The organism is Streptomyces sp. NPDC059567 (assembly GCF_042735655.1).
GTDB lineage: Bacteria > Actinomycetota > Actinomycetes > Streptomycetales > Streptomycetaceae > Streptomyces.
In genome coordinates this window covers 1-16,763 of the sequence record NZ_JBHWBS010000007.1, presented here as the reverse complement: position 1 = coordinate 16,763, position 16,763 = coordinate 1, and the positions used below count along the sequence as shown (strand labels likewise).

The window sequence follows — 16,763 nt, the reverse complement described above, 5'->3', positions numbered from 1 at the left end:
GAGGGAGGGTGAGAGGGCCAGCGTGTGGTCCGCGCTGTCGATGACGGGTGTCGTTGCGAGTTTCCTGCCCTGGCAAAGGGCGGATCGCAGGTTGGCGGCCGCTCGGCATGGGGTGCAGTCGGGCCACAGCTGTTCGGCTGCGTCACGTCGGTGTGCGCCGTCGCGGTGCAGCGCCAGGAAGGCCAGGAGGCGCTGAGCCGCGGCGGAGACAGTGACGCGCCGCCCCCCGCAGGTGATTTGGAGGGGGCGAAGGAGTTCGAGTCGTGCTCGCTGCGACACGCTTTTCACTGTGCGCGAGGCCCTATGCGGCTGCAACCGGTGGAATGTGCGGGTCGGTTGCGCGTCGCGGCGCGTTTGTGCCGGTCCGGTGAGGCGTGGGATGCGCCGCATTCACGATGCAGAAACGTTTCGCCCCCGAGTGGTGCGACGCGCGCCGAACGTTTCGGCGACGGCTCGCGAACGCGCCGCGCCGGGAAGAGCAACGTCTCCGCAATGCGCTGGTGGGACACCTTCTGTCGTGGCGCGGTACGCCGTGTACGGGTTGGCCGGGCCACGACGGACCCATCCCGGCGTACGCCGGGATGTCGCAGATCGCGGAGGTTCAGGATGGACATCCGGTCGGTGGTACGCGGGATCGCCGGACACGGCGAGCTCCTTGGGAGCCCCGAGGTACGTGTGGCGGTGCTCGACGGCCCCGTGGATGTGGAACATCCCTGTTTCGCGGGAGCGAACCTGACCCGTATGCCCACCCTGGTGTCCGACCCGGCCGGGCCCGGTCCGATGTCGCTCCACGGCACCCACGTCACGAGCCTGCTCTTCGGACAGCCCGCCTGTTCGGTGACGGGCCTTGTGCCGCGCTGCACCGGCCTGCTGCTGCCGGTCTTCCGGGAGTCCCCCGACGGCCGGGTGACCCGCGTGCCCCAGCTGGACCTGGCCCGGGCCGTGGAGCAAGCCGTGGAAGCCGGCGCCCACGTCATCAACATCAGCGGCGGGGAACGCACCCCCGCAGGCACCCCGAACAGCATGCTCGAACGGGCGCTTCGGCTGTGCGAAGACAAAGGGGTGCTGGTGGTCGCGGCGGTCGGGAACGACGGGTGCGACTGTCTGCAGGCGCCCGCCGCCACGCCGTCCGTGGTCGCCGTGGGAGCGGCCGACGCCACCGGGGTGCCGCTCGGCATCAACAATTGGGGCGCCGCCTACCGGCTGAACGGGGTGCTGGCGCCAGGCCAGGACATCCAGGGAGCCGCACCCGACGGCGGACTCGCCTCGCTGACCGGCAGCAGCTTCGCCGCCCCGGCGGTGACCGGGGTCGTGGCGCTGCTGGTGGCCAGGCAGCTGGCCATGGGGCGTGCGGCCGACCCGATCGCGGCGGGCCGCGCCGTCCTGGAGTCGGCGCTCCGCCCGCCCTGCGGCCCCGACGACGCAACCGAGTGCCGCAGGCTGCTTCGCGGCCTGCTGAATGCCGCCGGCGCCTTCGCCCTGGTCGACCAGGCAGGCGGACCGGCCCCGGCCGGCCGGGGGACGACTCACGCCGAACCGAGAGAAGGAGCCATCGTCATGGACACAAATGCCGTACACGCGCAGGCCTCCCAGCCTCCCGAGACCACGCCCACAGACGCGCGCACGACCACGCCCGCAGCCATGCCCACGGCCGCGCCTGCGATTCCGGCCGGGGCTCAGGACCCGGCGGGCGCGGCGTGGGCGGAGGGTGTGCCGGGCGGCGGATTCGCACAGACCGCGGGAACCGATGGAGTGCCGGTCACCGCGCCTTGGCCGGCTGCGGTATCCACAGCGCCGGAAGCGCTGCCCGCTCCCCCTCCCTACCCGCCGGCAGCGTCCAGGGCGACGCAGGGTGCGGCCCAGGCCGATATGACGGCTGGTGTGCAGGCCGCCGCCGGAGCTGTGCCCACCGCCGCACCCGTCGCACCGGCCGCGCCTGCCGCTCCTTCCACCGCCGCGCAGCCCGCCGCCTCTGCGACGCCCACGGGCGTGTGCCCGTCATGTGCGGGGTGCGGCGGTACGTGCGCAGAAGCGGGCGGTCGTCCCAGCGGGAGCGGCCACCCGACGGCCCCGGCGCCGGGGCGGCAGCTGATCTACGCGATCGGCACCATCGGGTTCGACTTCCAGACCGAGGCACGTCGCGACAGCTTCCGCCAGCTGATGCCGAACATCGTCGTCGATGCCAAGGGAGATCAGCCGGAGACGGAGACCCAGCCGAATGTCTACGACCCCAAGCAGCTGCATGCCTACCTGAGCAAGAACCCGTGGGCCTCCGACAAGCTGATCTGGACGCTCAACATGGACGCCACCCCGATCTACGCCCTGGAGGCGGAGATGCCGGTGGGCATGGACTGGACCCGGCCCATCATCACCGACCCCAAGGCGTCCAAGGAGAAGGTGCAGAAGCTCGCGGAGAACGCCGCCAAGGGCGTCGGGAAGGACGCCGGGGCCGACACCGCGGGGCTCCTCGCCCAGATCCTCGAGACCCTCGCCTACCCACCGGTCTCCTACGTCTACCGCACCTTCCGCGACGCCCTGCTGGGGCAGTCCAAGAACCAGAAGGACATCGACTACATCTCGCGGGTCTCGATACCCGGGGTCCTCACGGACCGCACCGTCCGATTGTTCTCGGGCGAAGTGCTGCCCGTGGTGGAGGTCAAGAGCCGTGGACTGTTCACGTGGAACGAGACGCTGCTGGTCAACGCGGTGTACGCCGCGGTGGTCGCCACCCGCGTGAGGGAGGCGCGTCGGCAGGCAGCCGAGGAGGCCGAGAGCAACGGCCTGACAGACGAGGCTTCCGCGGCGGCCCAGGACGCCGCCGAGGCGGAGGTCCGCAACGAGTTCGACGGCAAGAAGGGCGAGTTCCTCAAGAAGACGATCCGCGCCCTGCTGGACAAGATCTACTGGAAGTTCCGCAACCTCGGACGGAGTTCCGCCGACCGCGCGCTCAACGCCGCCGGCACCAACGCGTTCGTGGTCGGCGCCCAGATCCAGGACGGCATCCTCTCCGCCGAGCACGTCCCCGGCAGCGGCAACAACTTCTACTCGCTGGACACCGTCAGCGTGACCCCAAGCCCCTTCTGTCGTACCGGTTCTGACTGCCAGGACGTCGTCCTGACCTTCTTCGACCCCGAGAACGACCAGCGCGCTCCGGTGTCGTACCTGTTCACGTTCGACGTGAGCGACGAAGTACCGGTCAGCCTCGCTCCGGTCCACACCTTCATCGGCGGCGTGTAACCGCCGCCCCACACCGAGGAGCTCCTCATGGACACGACCGCCAACCCCACCCCCCGGCTTCCCGCCCTCGTGCCCGCCTCCTTCCCGCCGCAAGCGCCGCCGGTCTGCCGCGACCAGTCGCGGCAGCCGCAGCAGCAGCCGGACCACGGCGTCCAGGCAGCACGCTCGGGCTGCGCGGACCTGTGGGGACCTGCCCGGCAGATGTGCTACGCGCAGCGGTCACAGGCGCTGTGACACACGCCGTGGCGCCGGGCAACACAAGCCGTCCGGCGGCAACCGCTCGCCGGATCGTCACCAGGTGAAAGGTGAGAAAGATGAACGAGTCGTTCACGCAGTACGACGAGCGGCCGGCTCCGGCCGGCGCTCCGCAGACGCCGTTCCAGACTCCCGCCATCGACCGCAGCCCGACCGGCCCCAAGAACGCTGGTGAAGGGACCGACGGCGTCCAGGCCAACTTCGGCCTGGGTGACGTCTGGAACATCGCGAAGAAGGTCCTCTTCTAGAGGTCACCTTGTAGCACCCCTCGCGGCAGCGGTGGCCCGCGCCCAGGCGCCCCGGCCACCGCTGCACGAACCTTTCTTCGAAAGGACACCGCGATGAACAGCGAAATCCCGCACACAGCCCCGTCGCCGGCCGCCCCCCGGCCTCCCCTGCAGACGCCCGCGGTCGACCGGAGCCCCGCGGCCCCGGCACGCGCCGGCGCCGGCTTGCGGGGCGTCGAGGCGAGCTGGGAGATGCCCTGGGAGCTGATCGGCCACGGAGCCAAAGGAATGCTGGACGCCTGGCTCTCCCGCCGGGCCTAGCACCACGGCGCACTGTTCTGAAAGGACACGGACATGAACAAGGACGTTCCCCAGCACACGGCCCCGGCGGCCGTCGTGCGCGCGCCTGTCCAGGCACCGGCCGTCGATCGCACCCGGCCGGCCCCCCATGCCGCCGGCTCTGAGAACGGGGGCGGCGTCGAGGCGGACTTCGCCTGGCTGCTGCCCCTGGCCACGAAGGCGATCGGCGCCTTCTTCAAGTGAGGGCCGCACCCCGGGCGCCCGCGGCTGTGCCGCGGCCCCGGCCAGGCCCGAAAGGACGGCGGCATGAACGACACGTACCAAGCGGCCGCCACGCCCGCCGGCACAGGGCTCAATCTGCCCGTGCTCGGGGCAGTGGAGCGCCGCTGGGACACGTACCGGCCTTTCCTGAAGGCCGTACGCGTCTACTACTACACCACCGAGGAGGATCCCAAGACAGAGAAGGCGGGGTATCTGATGGAAGAGCCCCCGCCCAAGTCCACCTTCGGCTCCGACGTCAACGACCCGCCCTGGGCCGGCCCGGACGCCCGCGGGTGGAACTGCCCGCCAGGTGAAGGGGCTGACGCCTGCACCTGGCACGGCACCCTCTAGGAGGAAACCCCTGGCTCTCCCCGGCCGTCCGCCCTGCGCGACGACGGCCGGGGAGAGACATGCCCGGCCTGAAGCGTGCCGCCAGCAGCGCTCGAGCGCTTGGCGCATCGCCCCGAGCGATGGCGGACGAGGAGGCCGGTACGGGATGCCGGCTGAGCGACGCGCTCCGCTGGAGCTGATGTGCTCCGGGAGTCGGCATTCTCGATAGCGTGATCATCTGCCGCATGGAGTGTCCATGTGTCCGGCTGGTCCGTGCGAGGGCTTCCGGCGGAGAGGGATGAGGCTGCGATGAGCGAACTGACGAAGCCTGAGGTCGACGTTCCGGAGGGTGATGCTCCCACCGAGCTGACCATCCGGGACCTGGTCGTCGGGGACGGGGCCGAGGCGAAGCCCGGCATGGTGGTCAGGGTTCACTATGTCGGCGTCACTTTCGAGTCCGGGAAGGAGTTCGACGCCTCCTGGGACCGGGGCCAGCCGTTCAAGTTCGCCCTGGGCGGTGGCAGGGTCATCAAGGGCTGGGACCGGGGGGTGAGGGGGATGAAGGTCGGCGGCCGGCGCGAGATCATCGTTCCCCCGCGTCTCGGCTACGGCAAGCAGTCGCCCTCGCCGTTGATCCCGGCGGGCTCGACCCTGGTCTTCGTGGTGGACCTGCTCTCAGTCTGAGCCAGGCCGGCTGCTCACCGGCACGGTCGTGGGCGGGGGGTTGTCCGTTCCGCCAGTGAAACTTCCCATGAGGCCGGGCCGGCTCAAGGCTCCCTGCGCAGGGCTGGGCAAGCCACTGCCGTACCCGAGGGCCGGCGCTGCACCGACCAGTGCGGAAGCGGTCGTCCGTCCTGGACGAGTGAAGGCCCTGCCTCGACGACCGGAGCTGTGTGCGGGGGGAGAGATCGTGCCCCTCGGCTGCCAAAGGAGCTACGTGCGCCTCCGTGCCTACCTGCACTTCACATGACATCGCACGGCCCGTGCCGGACCGGCCGCCGTCGCCGCGCTCGGTCGCCAGATGTTCGGCCGCGCAGGATTGCGACTCCTCCGCGGAAGGCCGGTCCAGGGCGACAAGATCGCCGCTGCCCTGACGCCCGGCTGGCGAACAGCCGTGTATCCAAGGTGACCAGGTCCGCAGAGCAGCTCTCCTGGGCTTTGTCCAGACGGGACCGCGGTACGGCGACAATCTGTCGAGCGCTCAGTTCCTCTCCACCCGTGCCGCGGTCGTCGCCGGCCGTGGAGAGCACGAGAGCGTACTTCGAGATCCACAGCGGTTCGTCCCGTACACCGACGACCTCGTCTGGGCCGAGGCGCTGCTCTACGCACCCGACAACGCACACAAGCACCGCACAGGCAGAGAAGTCGCCGCACTCGATCCGCCCATGTGTCGTACTCCGGCACAGCCGGGTGGAGCACCACCTAGTGACCCGTGGCCGCTCCTCTCGTCGCGATGCCGGCCACAGCGCCGGTCCAACCTCCCGGACGAGGCGGGCGTGGCGTCACGGTCACGGACGTCGCCTCGCGACCGTGACTCCGCAGACACCGGGACACGGCCCGGATGGCGGCGCGGGATCATCCGGCTCGCACAGCAGGTGGCGCACCACCGGCTCGGCCGCTCCAAGGTGGATGGGGCGGCCGAGTCTTCCGTTCTCACTGAGCCGGGAGCGCGGTCAGACCTGCTCGCTGATGTTGACCATCCACGTGATGCCGAACTTGTCCGTACACATTCCGAACACGTCGCCCCACATCTGCTTCTCCAGGGGTACGGAGACGGCGCCTTCGGCGGACAGCTTCTCCCAGTAGCCCCTGAGCTCGTCCGCGTCGTCGCCGCTCAGACTCACCGCGAAGTTGGTCCCGGCCTTGTGCTCCATGCCCGGCGGCACGTCGGCGCCCATCAGCGTCAATCCGCCGGAGGTCTCGAGCATGCCGTGCATGATCTTGTCGTCGTATCCAGGCGGCACCTCGGAGCCGAACTCGCCGTAACCGCTGAGCCTGAGATCACCGCCCAGGACGCTCTTGTAGAACTCCATGGCCTGCCGCGCATCGCCGGAGAAGCTGATGTACGGGTTGAGACGAGATGCCACGAGATACTCCTTCAGAACAATGGGATGGCACGGGCATCATAGGGGCAGAACGGTCGAAATCGGACGAGCCGTGAGTTCCGGCCTCTCATCCGGTCGGCACATGACGTTCCACGCAACCAAGCACGGTCTCGCCGGCACGACACCCGCCCCTCCGGCCAGGCCCGGACCGCCCCTCCGGGATTCGAACTCGCCGATGAACCCTGGGATGTTCGGCGTCCCGAAGTGCGTTGAGCAAGCGAGAACGACGGACAGCTGGGGCACATACATCGAGTGCGGCACGAGGGCTCGCCAATACCGGGGCGACGACGTCGACGTACCGCGACTCCACGATCCGGAGCGTCATGTTCCCCGCCGGCCTTCTCCGGAACCTCCGTGAGGCGCATGCGCGGCCGTGCCCGGCAGGGTGGGCTGTCATCGGCCGGCGGGTGAAGCGGTGCGGAGCGACCAGACGCGTGGGTCCCGGAGTGGCGTCGCAGCGCGTCGTCCGGACGGTCGTCGATCACCGATAGGGTGCCGCCCGTGTCCGAGCACCAGCGCGACCTCGTCGGCTACGGCGCCGAGCCGCCTCCTGCCGCCTGGCCCGGTGGCGCTCGCGTCGCCGTCAGTCTTGTTCTCGACTACGAGGAGGGCGGCGAGCCTAGCGTCCTTGACGGCGACCGCGCCTCGGAGGGGTTCCTGCACGAGGTCGTCGGTGCGCCGCCGGTGGTCGGCGGACGTGATCTGAACGTCGGGGCGATGTTCGCCTACTGCTCGCGCGCCGGGTTCTGACGCATTCATCGCACACTCGGTACGTGCCACTCACCGTCTACGCCGTCGGACAGGCCCTGGAGCGCAATCCGGATGCCGCGCGCGATGGACGCCGCCGGCTGGGAGGTGGCAGGGCACGGCTGGCGCTGGATCGACGACCGCGCCGTTCCCGAGGACGTCGAGCGCGCCGATATCGGGCGCACGGCCGCCACGATCGAGCGACTCGTCGGACGCCGGCCCGTCGGCTGGTACACCGGCCGGACAAGTTCCGCGACACGGCACCTCGTCGTCGAGGAAGGCGGTTTCCTCGACAACCCGACGACTACTCGGACGATCTGCCCTTCTACGTGGAGACAGCCGGCCGGCCGCACCTCGTGGTGCCGTACAGCCTTGAGGCGAACGACTTCACGTTCTTGATCGTCCATGGGTTCACGACCGCGGACGACATGCTCACGTACCTCGTCGACGCAGGAACTACCTTCGGGTGGTGCCGGCAGACGTCCACCGGCCGCTCCGTGCCGACCACGATCCGGCCCTACACGGACCAGCCGCCTGCAGCTTGGCCCATCGGGGAGGCGTCGAAGTACGCCTCTTCTCCGGTCCATCACACCCGTCCCGGTCCTGACCAGCAGTTCCGGGCCGCACACGGGCCGGATTGTGGCTCAGCCCGTGGGACTGCTGTGTCGACGCCGACGCCGCCGACCCCGACCCCGACCGGGGACCAACGGCTGGTTTCCCAGCGCCGAGACGAGCTCGGCGATCTCGTGCGTACGCCACACGAACGGTCCGGTGCCGGCCTCCGGCGGAATCCGAGTCAGCCGCCGCCTGCGGTGCCCTGCCGCGCCAGTTCCAGGAGGACTGGCCGATGGCGGGCGGGCGTCAGGGCGCGCGAACGGTCAGGGCCGCCTTCTGCTTGTCGTCGTCGGTCAACACGATCGCGTAGGACGCGAAGGCCCGGTCGGTGTCGACGGAGGCCTTGACCTTGGCCGCACCGTCGGCGTCGGCCGTGCTGCTGCTGCGGATCAGCACCGTCTCAGCGCCGGACGCGTCCGTGCCAGTGACGGTGACGGTCAGGACCGAGTCCTGGCCGGCGCCGGTCGCGGACGCGGACGCCGTGATGCTGTGCTTGCCATCGGACCCGGCACTCTGCAGGGCGACCTGGTACGACGGAGCCGCCACGACGGCGGCGATCACGGCCGCCACGCCGGCCAGCAGGACGCCCGCGCAGAGCAGCCATCCCGCTGCGGCCACCCGCACCGCGTGGCCGAACTCCTCCTCGTACCAGGCCTTGACGTCCTCCAGGTCGTCCAGGTTGACCTCGCGGCTGCGCAACACGAGCGTCCACAGAGCCAACAGCACCGCGCCCAGCGAAAGGACGAACGCGAACACGGTGAGCGCGAGCAGTTCCGGCCGTTGCGTCAGCCGGGTGATCGACACGAGACCGGCCGCGGAGATCGCGGTGCCGAGCAGGGTGATGGACGTCAGGACGAATTTCGCATTGGTCGCGATCTTGGTCAGCGTGTGCTCGGGTTCGAGCGCCGCCGCGGCCCGCTGCCAGCGCCTTGTGTCGGCCGACACCATGGCTTGCGGCGGCGCATCCGAGCCGGTCGCGCCGGTCATGACACGACAACTCCTTTGAACTCGTGGTCGTGCGCGTCCTGGCCCGTACCGGAGCCGGGACACCGCACCACGACGGTGAACGGCTTGTCCTTCCGCGCGCCCCCGCGCCGTCGTACGGAGAAGCCGAAGTTGACCACCCTCACCGGGTCGCTGGACAGGCACTCGACGACCTTGTCCGTGAGATCGGTCTCGTGCACGGCACAGTGGTACTTCTCCGGCGTCAGCTTGCCTTCCATGTCTTCCCTCCATCCCGGTACGGCCGGTCCGTCGCGCCGCAGCATCCACCGGATCAGGTCCAGGAACTCGGGGTCGACCTTCTGGAAACTCGGCTGGGTCTGTACGACGTCCAGATCGTGCTCGGCCACGTGCAGCAGGAAGCTCCTGCGGCCGGGATGCGGGACGCCGCGCACGGCCACGACGGCCTCGGCGTAGGCGTCCACGGCACGCTCGACCGGCTCCATGCCCAGCAGTGCGAGTGCCAGGTCGAACTGGACGGGGCTGAAGGACTCCTCGAGGAGCAGGGCTTCGCCGAACTCGCGCGCGGCCTGCTCGCAGGCGTCCAGCCGCAGGTGGCACCAGCCGATCTGGGACAGCTCGGAGGCGTCGACTCCGGGCAGGGTGGACAGGACCTGCTCGAAGCCGCGTCGTGCCTCCTCGAACCCTCCTTCCTGGAGCCGCAGGTCGGCCAGCCCGATCGACGCCCAGGCGTCCGCGCCGCCGTCCACCGCATTCCGGAAGCTCCGGCGCGCGTCCTCCCGCCGCCCCAGCATCTCCAGGGTCCAGCCACGAAGCATCCACGGCCAGCCATTGGCCGGTTCCAGCTCCAGAGCGGCGTCGAAAGCCTCGATGGCCCGGCCGAGTTCGTCGGTGTCCATGAGTACGGACCCCTTGAGCACCCATGCCCAGGGGTAGGCGCTGTTGCGGGACAGCGCCTTGTCGCAGGACGCGAGCGCCGCGTCGTAGTTCTGGAGCAGGTACTCGGTGGCGCTGAGGCTCCCCCAGAGCCATGCGTCGGCGGGCCACCGATCGGTGCCTCCGGCGAGCACGTCCCGCGATTCGGCGAGCCGGCCCTCCTCCCGGAGCAGCTCTCCGAGTTCGACGTGGGCGAAGGTGGGACTGTCCTCACTGCTGACGGCCCGGCGCAGCGTCTCTTCGGCGATTCCACGGTCCGACGCCCGCAGCACCTGCCCCAGGGTGCCCAGGAGCCAGCCGCTGTCCGGGCGGAGTGCGAGGGCGCGCTCCAGGGAGGAGCGGGCTTCCGCGTTCCGTCCGAGTTGGCGCAGCGCCTCACCCCACCAGAGGTGCACGTCCACCACCGTGTCGTCGTCGGCTTCCCCCTCGGCGGCCTCGTCCAGTCGCCGGGCTGCCGTCTCAAGAGGTGTCAGCGCCTCGTCGTAGGCCCCGCGCAGGATGGCGATGTGCCCCTGTGACCTCAGCAGAGCGGGATCCTCTCCGTGGATCCGCAGTCCCGCCTGGACCAGGAGGTCCGCCTCGTCGAGCTGCCCCAGATCGACGAGGAGCTCGGTGAGCTGTCGTCTGGTGTCCAGGGAGTCCGTGCCCAGGCTCAGGAGTTGCCGGAGCGGTCCCACAGCCTCCTCGGCCCGCCCCAGTGCGATCAGCGCCGCCGTCCGGGCGTGGAGGGGCACCGGGTCGGTGGGGTCCAGCGCGGTCGCATGCAGCGCCGCGTCGAGAGCCTCGTCGAACCGCTCGAGGAGCACCAGGATCAGCGCGCGGCGCCCGAGCAGGGCAGCGTTCTCCGGCACGAAGAGCAGGGCGTGTTCCGTCTCGGTGAGGGCCCGTTCGGACTCGCCCATGCCGATCACCGTGTCGATCACGTCGAGCCGGTCGCCCGTCGTGGCCAGATTCTCGGCGAGGAGCCCGCTGAGGATCTCTATCGCACCTTCCGGACGACCGAGGTTGCGCAGGATCCGCGCCTTAAGCCTGCGCAGCTCGACATGGGTCGGCAGTTCGGCGAGCAATCCGTCCGTGGCTGTGAGGGCCTCCTGCGGCCTGCCCGTGGACAGCAGCACGTGGGCCAGCGCGGCACGCAGTTCCGGTACCTCCCCGGAGAGTGCGAATCCGTCCTCCAACAGGCGGAGCGCCTCCTCGCCCCGTCCCAGTGAGCCGAGGAGCTGCGCCGTGTACGCGCGCGCCTCGGCGGATTCCGGATGGCGTTCCAGCGCCTGCTCGACGGCCGCGAGCGCTTCCTCGCACCGCCCGAGGTCGTACAGGGCGTAACTCCGGCCGACCATCGCTCCGATGTGGTCGGATGCCAGGCCGAGGGCCAGGTCGAAGCATCTGAGAGCCTCGCCGGGTGTTCCGCCGGCTCCGTACCACATGCCGGCCTGGGCGAACGCCTCCGCGGCCTTGTCCGGCTGGCCTGCCTCGCCCAGGCGCCGGGCGAGCCGCTCGGCGATCCCCGGATGTTCGGCCCCGGCGTCAAGCGCGAGGTTCAGGAGTCGGTCCGCCTCCGCATGTTCGGAGCGTCGGCTCAGCAGGTCGGCGAGGTCCAGGACCACCTCCGCAGGTACGGGTGCGTCCTGTTCCAGTGCCTGAGTGACGAACTGCTCCGCCTCCTCCAGCCTGCCCAGTTCACCGAGCGCCGTGCCGTAGTCGGCGAATTCGTCGCGCCGCAGCTCCGCCCCGGCAAGCACCGCGCGGCTGAAGATCCGTACCGCGTCCTCGAACCGGGGTAGGCCCTCCGGCCGAGACACCTCCTGTTCCGCCCGCCCGAGGGTGGTCAGCGCGGATGCGTGGATCAGTTCGAGGCGCTGCTGGTCCTCTGCGTCGTCGGCCCTCGCGTTCCCGGTGGCGATCTCCGTCACCAGGCGCGTCGCGATCCTCGCGCCGTCCTCGGCCCTGCCGGATCTGAGCGCCTCGCGCGCTGTGGCCAGCTCCGATGACAGCTGGCCTACCAGAGTGCCCTTGAAGCCCCAGGGGCTGACCGTGGTCACTTCAACCACCTCCCGGCGGGCGGGACTCGCCGCGCACAGGCCCCGGCCCACCCCAGCCACGTCCATCGATGATCTTCTGGCACAACTCCCGGGTCACGCCGGCGCCCTCCGTTACCCACTCGGGCCGCTGGATCCGTACGTACCAGGACGCGTGGAGCGCGTCCCGCAAGCGATGCGTCTTCAGCACATCGCCGGGGCGGGCAGGTCTCTCTCCCCTGTCCAGCTGCGCCAGCCAGTCCGACCCCCAGCGCATCGCGTTGCTCCAGTGCGCAGGGGTGTACGCGGCGCCCGGGTAGAAGGCCTGCTTCAGAGCGGCGAATACATCCGCCGGCTCCAGAGCGAGAGTGCCCAATGGATCGACCTCTTCGGGGTCGGCGGGAGGCAGCGACTCGATGGCCTGCTCCCAGCAGTTCGCCAATTCCTGGTGGATCTGGGCCTTGATCAGGCCCTGGGTGTCGAGTGCGTCGATCACCCCCCTGACCATGTCGGCGCGCTGGCGTACGAGCTCGCGGGACGCCAAAGACGGGGCAACCATGTCGAGCCGCAGCAGCATGAGCGCACAGGCGTAGGCAGGGCCGTTCGTGAAGGCGGCGAAGGCGTCCGCCAGCAGCACGCGGACCCGCTGTTCGACGGCCTCCGGCGTGACCGCCCGGCCGCCCGCGAGGCCGAGGTATGCCTCGTGCGCGGTCTCAGTGGCGAATTCGTTCGCCTGTTCCGTTTCGACGATCGCCACGCGCCCGTACTCGTGCGCGACGAGCGGCAAGGTCCAGACATCCCATTCGGGGAACCGAATGTGGGCGATACGGCGCATGTCCACAGGCGGTACGCGGTCGGGCGAGGGGATGACGATCGTGGGCATCTTCCCGACGCTCTTGGCACACTCCTTGATCAATTCGTCCGCGAACAGACAGATCTGCTCATCCAGCCTCATGTCACGGAAGACCAGACCGCCCAGCACCTCCAGGCATTCGCGAAACACCTCCTCGCTCAGGCATTCGATCTCGGAGTACGACTGCCAGGCCTGACTCGGATCGATGTTCCCGCCGTCGACCTTGGCGACGAGGGCCTCAAGCATCTTCAGGTCGGTCGCCGAGTTCCTGCGGATCTCGTTGAACGCCCTGATCCAGGGCTCCTCCTCCACCGTGATGTGGGCGAACTCCAGTTGCTGCTCGGAGGCTGCGTTCGCCCTCTTCAGATTGCGCCGGAGAGAGGCGATGCGTTCTTCCAGAATCGACGGGGGCATCAGATCACCTCCTACGAAACACTGAACTCAGCCAGCTTCCTGGCCTGTCGCGCGATACGAAGCCGGGCCCTGGCGTCGGCCGCGTCGATACGAGCGAGCCAGCCGGCGTTGACGATGTCGCATATCCGGTATGCACCCTCGGGACCGCTCCCGTGGTGCTCCGGCCCCTCCTGCTCGTCTTCGCCGAAGTGGTGCGCCAGCTCTTGCGCCGTCCACCAACCGCCGTAGCCGGCCTCCGGAAGGTGTCCGGACATGAAGTTCATACAGGCGTCCAGCCAGCTGCCGAACGGCTCGGTCAGACCCTCCTCGCCCCCAGTACCCGCATCGGCCGTACCCGAGTTCCACGCCGTGCGCATGGTGTGGAGCGCGTAGTCGTAGCGATGGTCCCGGTTGAGTCGGTCCAGCGCGGCCCCGATCGCCGCCATTCGGATGTTGGGGGCGGGGTGGGTTTCGGTGCCGTTTCGGGCCACAGCCGGGTCGAACCGGTCGAACGCGCAGGCCAGGCCGTACGCCGGACCGAGAACAAAGCTTGCGAAAGCATCGGCGAACAGCTCGTGCAGCCATGGCCAGGTCGCGCCGGACGACCCCTCCAGAGCGCCGTCGAGCAGGTCCTCGAGGGGGTGGACGGTTCGCACGCCCCCGTCGACCGTCACGGCGGGACCGGCGAAGTGCCCGTACTCGTGCGCGACCACCGGAAGGTCCCAGAACGACCTACCCGGAAAGCGGACACGGATCACCCGTGTGGACCGCGCGAAGATCTCCTCCGTACCGAGCACCGTGAACGAGTCCCACGCGACCGGGGTCTTCCCGCCGATCTCGTCCAGCAGGGCGTCGGCCAGTTGGCAGTACCCGTCATCGAGGCTGGCGGCGCGCAGGGCCGCGCCTTCCACGAGGGACAGGGTCTCCTCGAAGAGTTCGTCGAGTTCGAGCTGGAGGCGATAGAGCTCCGTCCACATTGTTTCCGGCGCCCCGCCGTCTTCGATCTCCGCGAGGAGCTTGGCGGCTTCGACCCCACGCAGGTGGAACGCCGTCGTCAAGCGCGTCGCCACGCGCCCGCGCAGCTCCGGCCCGATCGACTGGACGCTCGTCCTGCCCGCGCCGATCCGGCCGATCAGCGATTCGACGCGTGCATGCAGGAGCCCACCCGACAGGTCCGATGAGACTCCTCCGAGCATGCCGCCGTCACCTCGCAGGTTGTGGCCTATGCCCACCTCCATTGTGTGCACGGTTCGTCGATTTGTCCTGACCCGATCGGTCGTTGAACAGCGCATCCGTTGAACAGCGCACCGTTGAGCAGGGCACTACACCGGGCCGCGGCTCACGACTCCGCCGGAGGAAGCCACCACTGCGGCCGTAACGTGCGTGCGGTACGCAGGTCACTGACGCGCTCGACAGCACACGATCACGCCTCCGAACAGACCGGGATCCGGGCCGATCGCGGTCGCGGACCAACGCCGCCACCGAACCCTTCCCCGCCGTTCCTGGCCGGCGCCTGAACCGGGCTTTCGCCCGCCAGGCTCGTTCCGATCGGTCCTTGGCAGCCTGGCGGGCGCACCCGACGTCCTCCACACGAGGTGGCTCACCTCCCGGCTCCACCGGCAGGTGACGTTCCCCACCGGCTCCTGGGCTCGAACGCGCCGATGGCCCGGTGTGCCACACACGGCGAGGACCACACCCGGAGCATCGATGGCGGGGACCACGGCTGCGGTGTCAGTCCGCTGAAGTAACCTTCCCGCCACACGCACACCGACTCGGAGGACCAAGAGAATTGACTGGCCTGTCTGCTTTCCCGCTGCCCTTTCAGGCATCCCGTTCCCTATCGTTCGCGACACCCCGAACGCTCCGGGAACTGCAGATGATGCAGTGCAGCTCGCACATTCGGGCGAAGCCGGGCTGGTTCGACAAGATGAACGATGCTGACGTCGTCGCCAGGTGGACGCAGGAAGCGGTCGCACAGGGCCTCACCGAGGCGCAGGTTCGTTACGTGCTTGCCGAACTCGTGCATTACGCCGCGCTGCGGGACGGACGGACCGGCGTCGAGGTGTCCGCCGTCGACGGGGTGTGGCAGTCGGACACGCTGGTCGACGACAAGCTCAGGTCCCGGCTGCGCGAGGCGGTTCAGGTTCTGGAACAGGTCCCCGAAGCAGAACGGGACTGGCATCCCGGATCCGACGGTCAGGTACTGGATCTGGTTCATCCCTCACTGTTCTGCCTGGTGAGAGACGTGAGCGGCGCGCCCGAGCGGGCTTGGCAGAACCCGACGGACCGCTACTCGAAGCACGAGTTCTCGGAGAAGTTCCAGTGGCTGCCCACGGACGTCGAGGTCAGCGACGACGGCGATGTCGCCTTCCGTTCGTACGTCAACAACGTCCACCCCGAGACTCATCACGAACTGGCCTCCGTCCTGCCGGACTTGTTCGCGCGCATGCGCCCGCTGCTGGAGAACGTGCTCAGCGATCTGCGCCATCCGCGGCCCCTGCGCATCGAGGCCGATCCCTACGGGTGGTACGACTCGGAGCCGGAGTATCCGGACAAATCCTCCTACAGCGATGACGAGGCCTACGCAGAAGCCGTTCGTACGTGGGAACAGGCACAGGACGACTGGTGGGAGAACCGCCGCCCGGTCATCCCGGACGCCCCGGCCTTCACCCCGCCCGAGTTGCCCGACGCATCCGCCCGAGTGGACCTGCGCGGCAGCCGTCTCCAGGTCATCGTCAAGCTCGCCACCATTCATCTCACCCCGGACAAGCCGGAGTACCCCGGCGGTTCCTGGCACGTCGAGGGGATGATGAACGAACGGATCGTCTCTACCGGCATCTACTACTGGGACAGCGAGAACATCACCGAAAGCCGGCTGAGTTTCCGGGCGGCGCTCGACGACCCGAACTACGAACAGAACGACGACAACGGCCTGCGTGAGGTCTACGGCCTGGAGGACGAAGACGCACTGAACCAGGTACTGGGGTCGGCATCGACCCCGGCGGGCCGCTGCCTGGCGTTCCCGAACGTCCTGCAACACCGCGTCGGCTCATTCCGCCTCACGGACACCACCCGCCCGGGACATCGCAAGATTCTCGCGTTCTTCCTGGTCGACCCGTCGGAAAGGATCGTCTCGACATCCGATGTGTCACCGCAACAACCATGGTCCGACACCTCGACCATGACGCTCGAACAGGCCAGGAACTACCGCGAACAGCTCATGCAGGAGCGCAAGTTCTTCGTCGACGAACACAATGAGCAGCTCTACGAACGAGAATTCTCCCTCTGCGAGCACTGAATCCTCATCCTTCGGCCCGGCGGAGTTGGGACACGGACCGCCCGCCGGCCGCGCTCGTCGCGGTCCGCCGGCCACGCTGCGCGGGCCCGAAGGCGGGTGGTCTCCAGTCGTCCCCGGCAGGGCCGACGTCACCGGTGGCGCTCGTACGGTAGAGGGAAGCCGGCGCCGCAAGCCGACCCTGAGCTCCAGGCTGGGGGCGCCCTGCGGCAGCCGGCGTCGCAGCGC

15 protein-coding genes are annotated in these 16,763 nt (G+C 69.3%); 10 read left to right on the top strand and 5 right to left on the bottom strand.

Annotated elements, in window-relative coordinates; genetic code table 11:
• Nucleotides 1-303 precede the first annotated feature (303 nt).
• The 7 genes from ACFVZW_RS05640 to ACFVZW_RS05610 all read left to right on the top strand — a co-directional run bounded on the left by ACFVZW_RS05640 (nt 304) and on the right by ACFVZW_RS05610 (nt 5,294).
• Nucleotides 304-3,237: a S8 family serine peptidase gene (locus tag ACFVZW_RS05640; RefSeq protein ID WP_384517439.1), complete on the top strand. Its 2,934-nt coding sequence runs from the start codon at nt 304-306 to the stop codon at nt 3,235-3,237.
• 27 nt (nt 3,238-3,264) lie between these two features.
• Nucleotides 3,265-3,471: a hypothetical protein gene (locus ACFVZW_RS05635; RefSeq protein WP_384517163.1), complete on the top strand. Its 207-nt coding sequence runs from the start codon at nt 3,265-3,267 to the stop codon at nt 3,469-3,471.
• Nucleotides 3,472-3,551: 80 nt separating this feature from the next.
• Complete coding sequence (locus ACFVZW_RS05630) at nt 3,552-3,740, top strand: hypothetical protein (protein ID WP_384517160.1); 189 nt, start codon at nt 3,552-3,554, stop codon at nt 3,738-3,740.
• Between the two features lie 93 nt (nt 3,741-3,833).
• On the top strand, nt 3,834-4,040 hold the full coding sequence (locus ACFVZW_RS05625; RefSeq protein WP_384517157.1) for a hypothetical protein: 207 nt from the start codon (nt 3,834-3,836) through the stop codon (nt 4,038-4,040).
• Nucleotides 4,041-4,073: 33 nt separating this feature from the next.
• Nucleotides 4,074-4,262 (top strand): hypothetical protein, encoded by a 189-nt coding sequence (locus ACFVZW_RS05620; protein WP_384517154.1) that lies wholly within the window; start codon nt 4,074-4,076, stop codon nt 4,260-4,262.
• Between the two features lie 63 nt (nt 4,263-4,325).
• Entirely contained in the window at nt 4,326-4,631 is a 306-nt protein-coding gene (locus ACFVZW_RS05615; protein ID WP_384517152.1) for a hypothetical protein, read from the top strand.
• Nucleotides 4,632-4,919: 288 nt separating this feature from the next.
• On the top strand, nt 4,920-5,294 hold the full coding sequence (locus ACFVZW_RS05610) for an FKBP-type peptidyl-prolyl cis-trans isomerase (RefSeq protein WP_384517149.1): 375 nt from the start codon (nt 4,920-4,922) through the stop codon (nt 5,292-5,294).
• Between the two features lie 989 nt (nt 5,295-6,283).
• Here ACFVZW_RS05610 and ACFVZW_RS05605 read toward each other — a convergent pair.
• Nucleotides 6,284-6,697: a VOC family protein gene (locus ACFVZW_RS05605; RefSeq protein WP_384517146.1), complete on the bottom strand. Its 414-nt coding sequence runs from the start codon at nt 6,695-6,697 to the stop codon at nt 6,284-6,286.
• A gap of 519 nt (nt 6,698-7,216) precedes the next feature.
• On the opposite strand from ACFVZW_RS05605, the gene ACFVZW_RS05600 reads away from it, so the two are divergent.
• Entirely contained in the window at nt 7,217-7,465 is a 249-nt protein-coding gene (locus tag ACFVZW_RS05600; RefSeq protein WP_384517144.1) for a hypothetical protein, read from the top strand.
• 72 nt (nt 7,466-7,537) lie between these two features.
• Nucleotides 7,538-7,861, top strand: a complete 324-nt coding sequence (locus tag ACFVZW_RS05595) for a polysaccharide deacetylase family protein (protein WP_384517141.1) — start codon at nt 7,538-7,540, stop codon at nt 7,859-7,861.
• Nucleotides 7,862-8,323: 462 nt separating this feature from the next.
• On the opposite strand, the gene ACFVZW_RS05590 is transcribed toward ACFVZW_RS05595, so the two are convergent.
• Genes ACFVZW_RS05590 through ACFVZW_RS05575 form a run of 4 tightly spaced genes read right to left on the bottom strand, consistent with a single transcriptional unit; the run spans nt 8,324 to nt 14,436 of the window.
• Nucleotides 8,324-9,064, bottom strand: a complete 741-nt coding sequence (locus tag ACFVZW_RS05590; RefSeq protein WP_384517138.1) for a hypothetical protein — start codon at nt 9,062-9,064, stop codon at nt 8,324-8,326.
• The gene (locus ACFVZW_RS05585) at nt 9,061-12,018 is read right to left on the bottom strand and encodes a tetratricopeptide repeat protein (protein WP_384517136.1); all 2,958 of its coding nucleotides are present in this window, start codon (nt 12,016-12,018) and stop codon (nt 9,061-9,063) included. Before ACFVZW_RS05585 ends, ACFVZW_RS05590 begins: the two co-directional genes overlap by 4 nt.
• A gap of 1 nt (nt 12,019) precedes the next feature.
• Nucleotides 12,020-13,261 carry a hypothetical protein gene (locus ACFVZW_RS05580; protein ID WP_384517133.1) on the bottom strand — a complete coding sequence of 414 codons (1,242 nt, stop codon included), beginning with the start codon at nt 13,259-13,261 and terminating at the stop codon, nt 12,020-12,022.
• Between the two features lie 11 nt (nt 13,262-13,272).
• A complete protein-coding gene (locus tag ACFVZW_RS05575; protein WP_384517130.1) occupies nt 13,273-14,436 on the bottom strand; it encodes a hypothetical protein in 1,164 nt (387 codons plus the stop codon).
• A gap of 593 nt (nt 14,437-15,029) precedes the next feature.
• Here ACFVZW_RS05575 and ACFVZW_RS05570 point away from each other — a divergent pair.
• On the top strand, nt 15,030-16,538 hold the full coding sequence (locus tag ACFVZW_RS05570; protein WP_384517127.1) for a DUF4246 domain-containing protein: 1,509 nt from the start codon (nt 15,030-15,032) through the stop codon (nt 16,536-16,538).
• The last annotated feature ends 225 nt before the right edge of the window (nt 16,539-16,763 follow it).

Excerpts from the sequence above, each read along its gene's own strand:
- ACFVZW_RS05640 (WP_384517439.1), top strand. The coding sequence starts at position 304 with ATGCGGCTGCAACCGGTGGAATGTGCGGGTCGGTTGCGCGTCGCGGCG.
- ACFVZW_RS05635 (WP_384517163.1), top strand. The coding sequence starts at position 3,265 with ATGGACACGACCGCCAACCCCACCCCCCGGCTTCCCGCCCTCGTGCCC.
- ACFVZW_RS05630 (WP_384517160.1), top strand. The coding sequence starts at position 3,552 with ATGAACGAGTCGTTCACGCAGTACGACGAGCGGCCGGCTCCGGCCGGC.
- ACFVZW_RS05625 (WP_384517157.1), top strand. The coding sequence starts at position 3,834 with ATGAACAGCGAAATCCCGCACACAGCCCCGTCGCCGGCCGCCCCCCGG.
- ACFVZW_RS05620 (WP_384517154.1), top strand. The coding sequence starts at position 4,074 with ATGAACAAGGACGTTCCCCAGCACACGGCCCCGGCGGCCGTCGTGCGC.
- ACFVZW_RS05615 (WP_384517152.1), top strand. The coding sequence starts at position 4,326 with ATGAACGACACGTACCAAGCGGCCGCCACGCCCGCCGGCACAGGGCTC.
- ACFVZW_RS05610 (WP_384517149.1), top strand. The coding sequence starts at position 4,920 with ATGAGCGAACTGACGAAGCCTGAGGTCGACGTTCCGGAGGGTGATGCT.
- ACFVZW_RS05595 (WP_384517141.1), top strand. The coding sequence starts at position 7,538 with ATGCCGCGCGCGATGGACGCCGCCGGCTGGGAGGTGGCAGGGCACGGC.
- ACFVZW_RS05590 (WP_384517138.1), bottom strand. The coding sequence starts at position 9,064 with ATGACCGGCGCGACCGGCTCGGATGCGCCGCCGCAAGCCATGGTGTCG.
- ACFVZW_RS05580 (WP_384517133.1), bottom strand. The coding sequence starts at position 13,261 with ATGCCCCCGTCGATTCTGGAAGAACGCATCGCCTCTCTCCGGCGCAAT.
- ACFVZW_RS05575 (WP_384517130.1), bottom strand. The coding sequence starts at position 14,436 with ATGCTCGGAGGAGTCTCATCGGACCTGTCGGGTGGGCTCCTGCATGCA.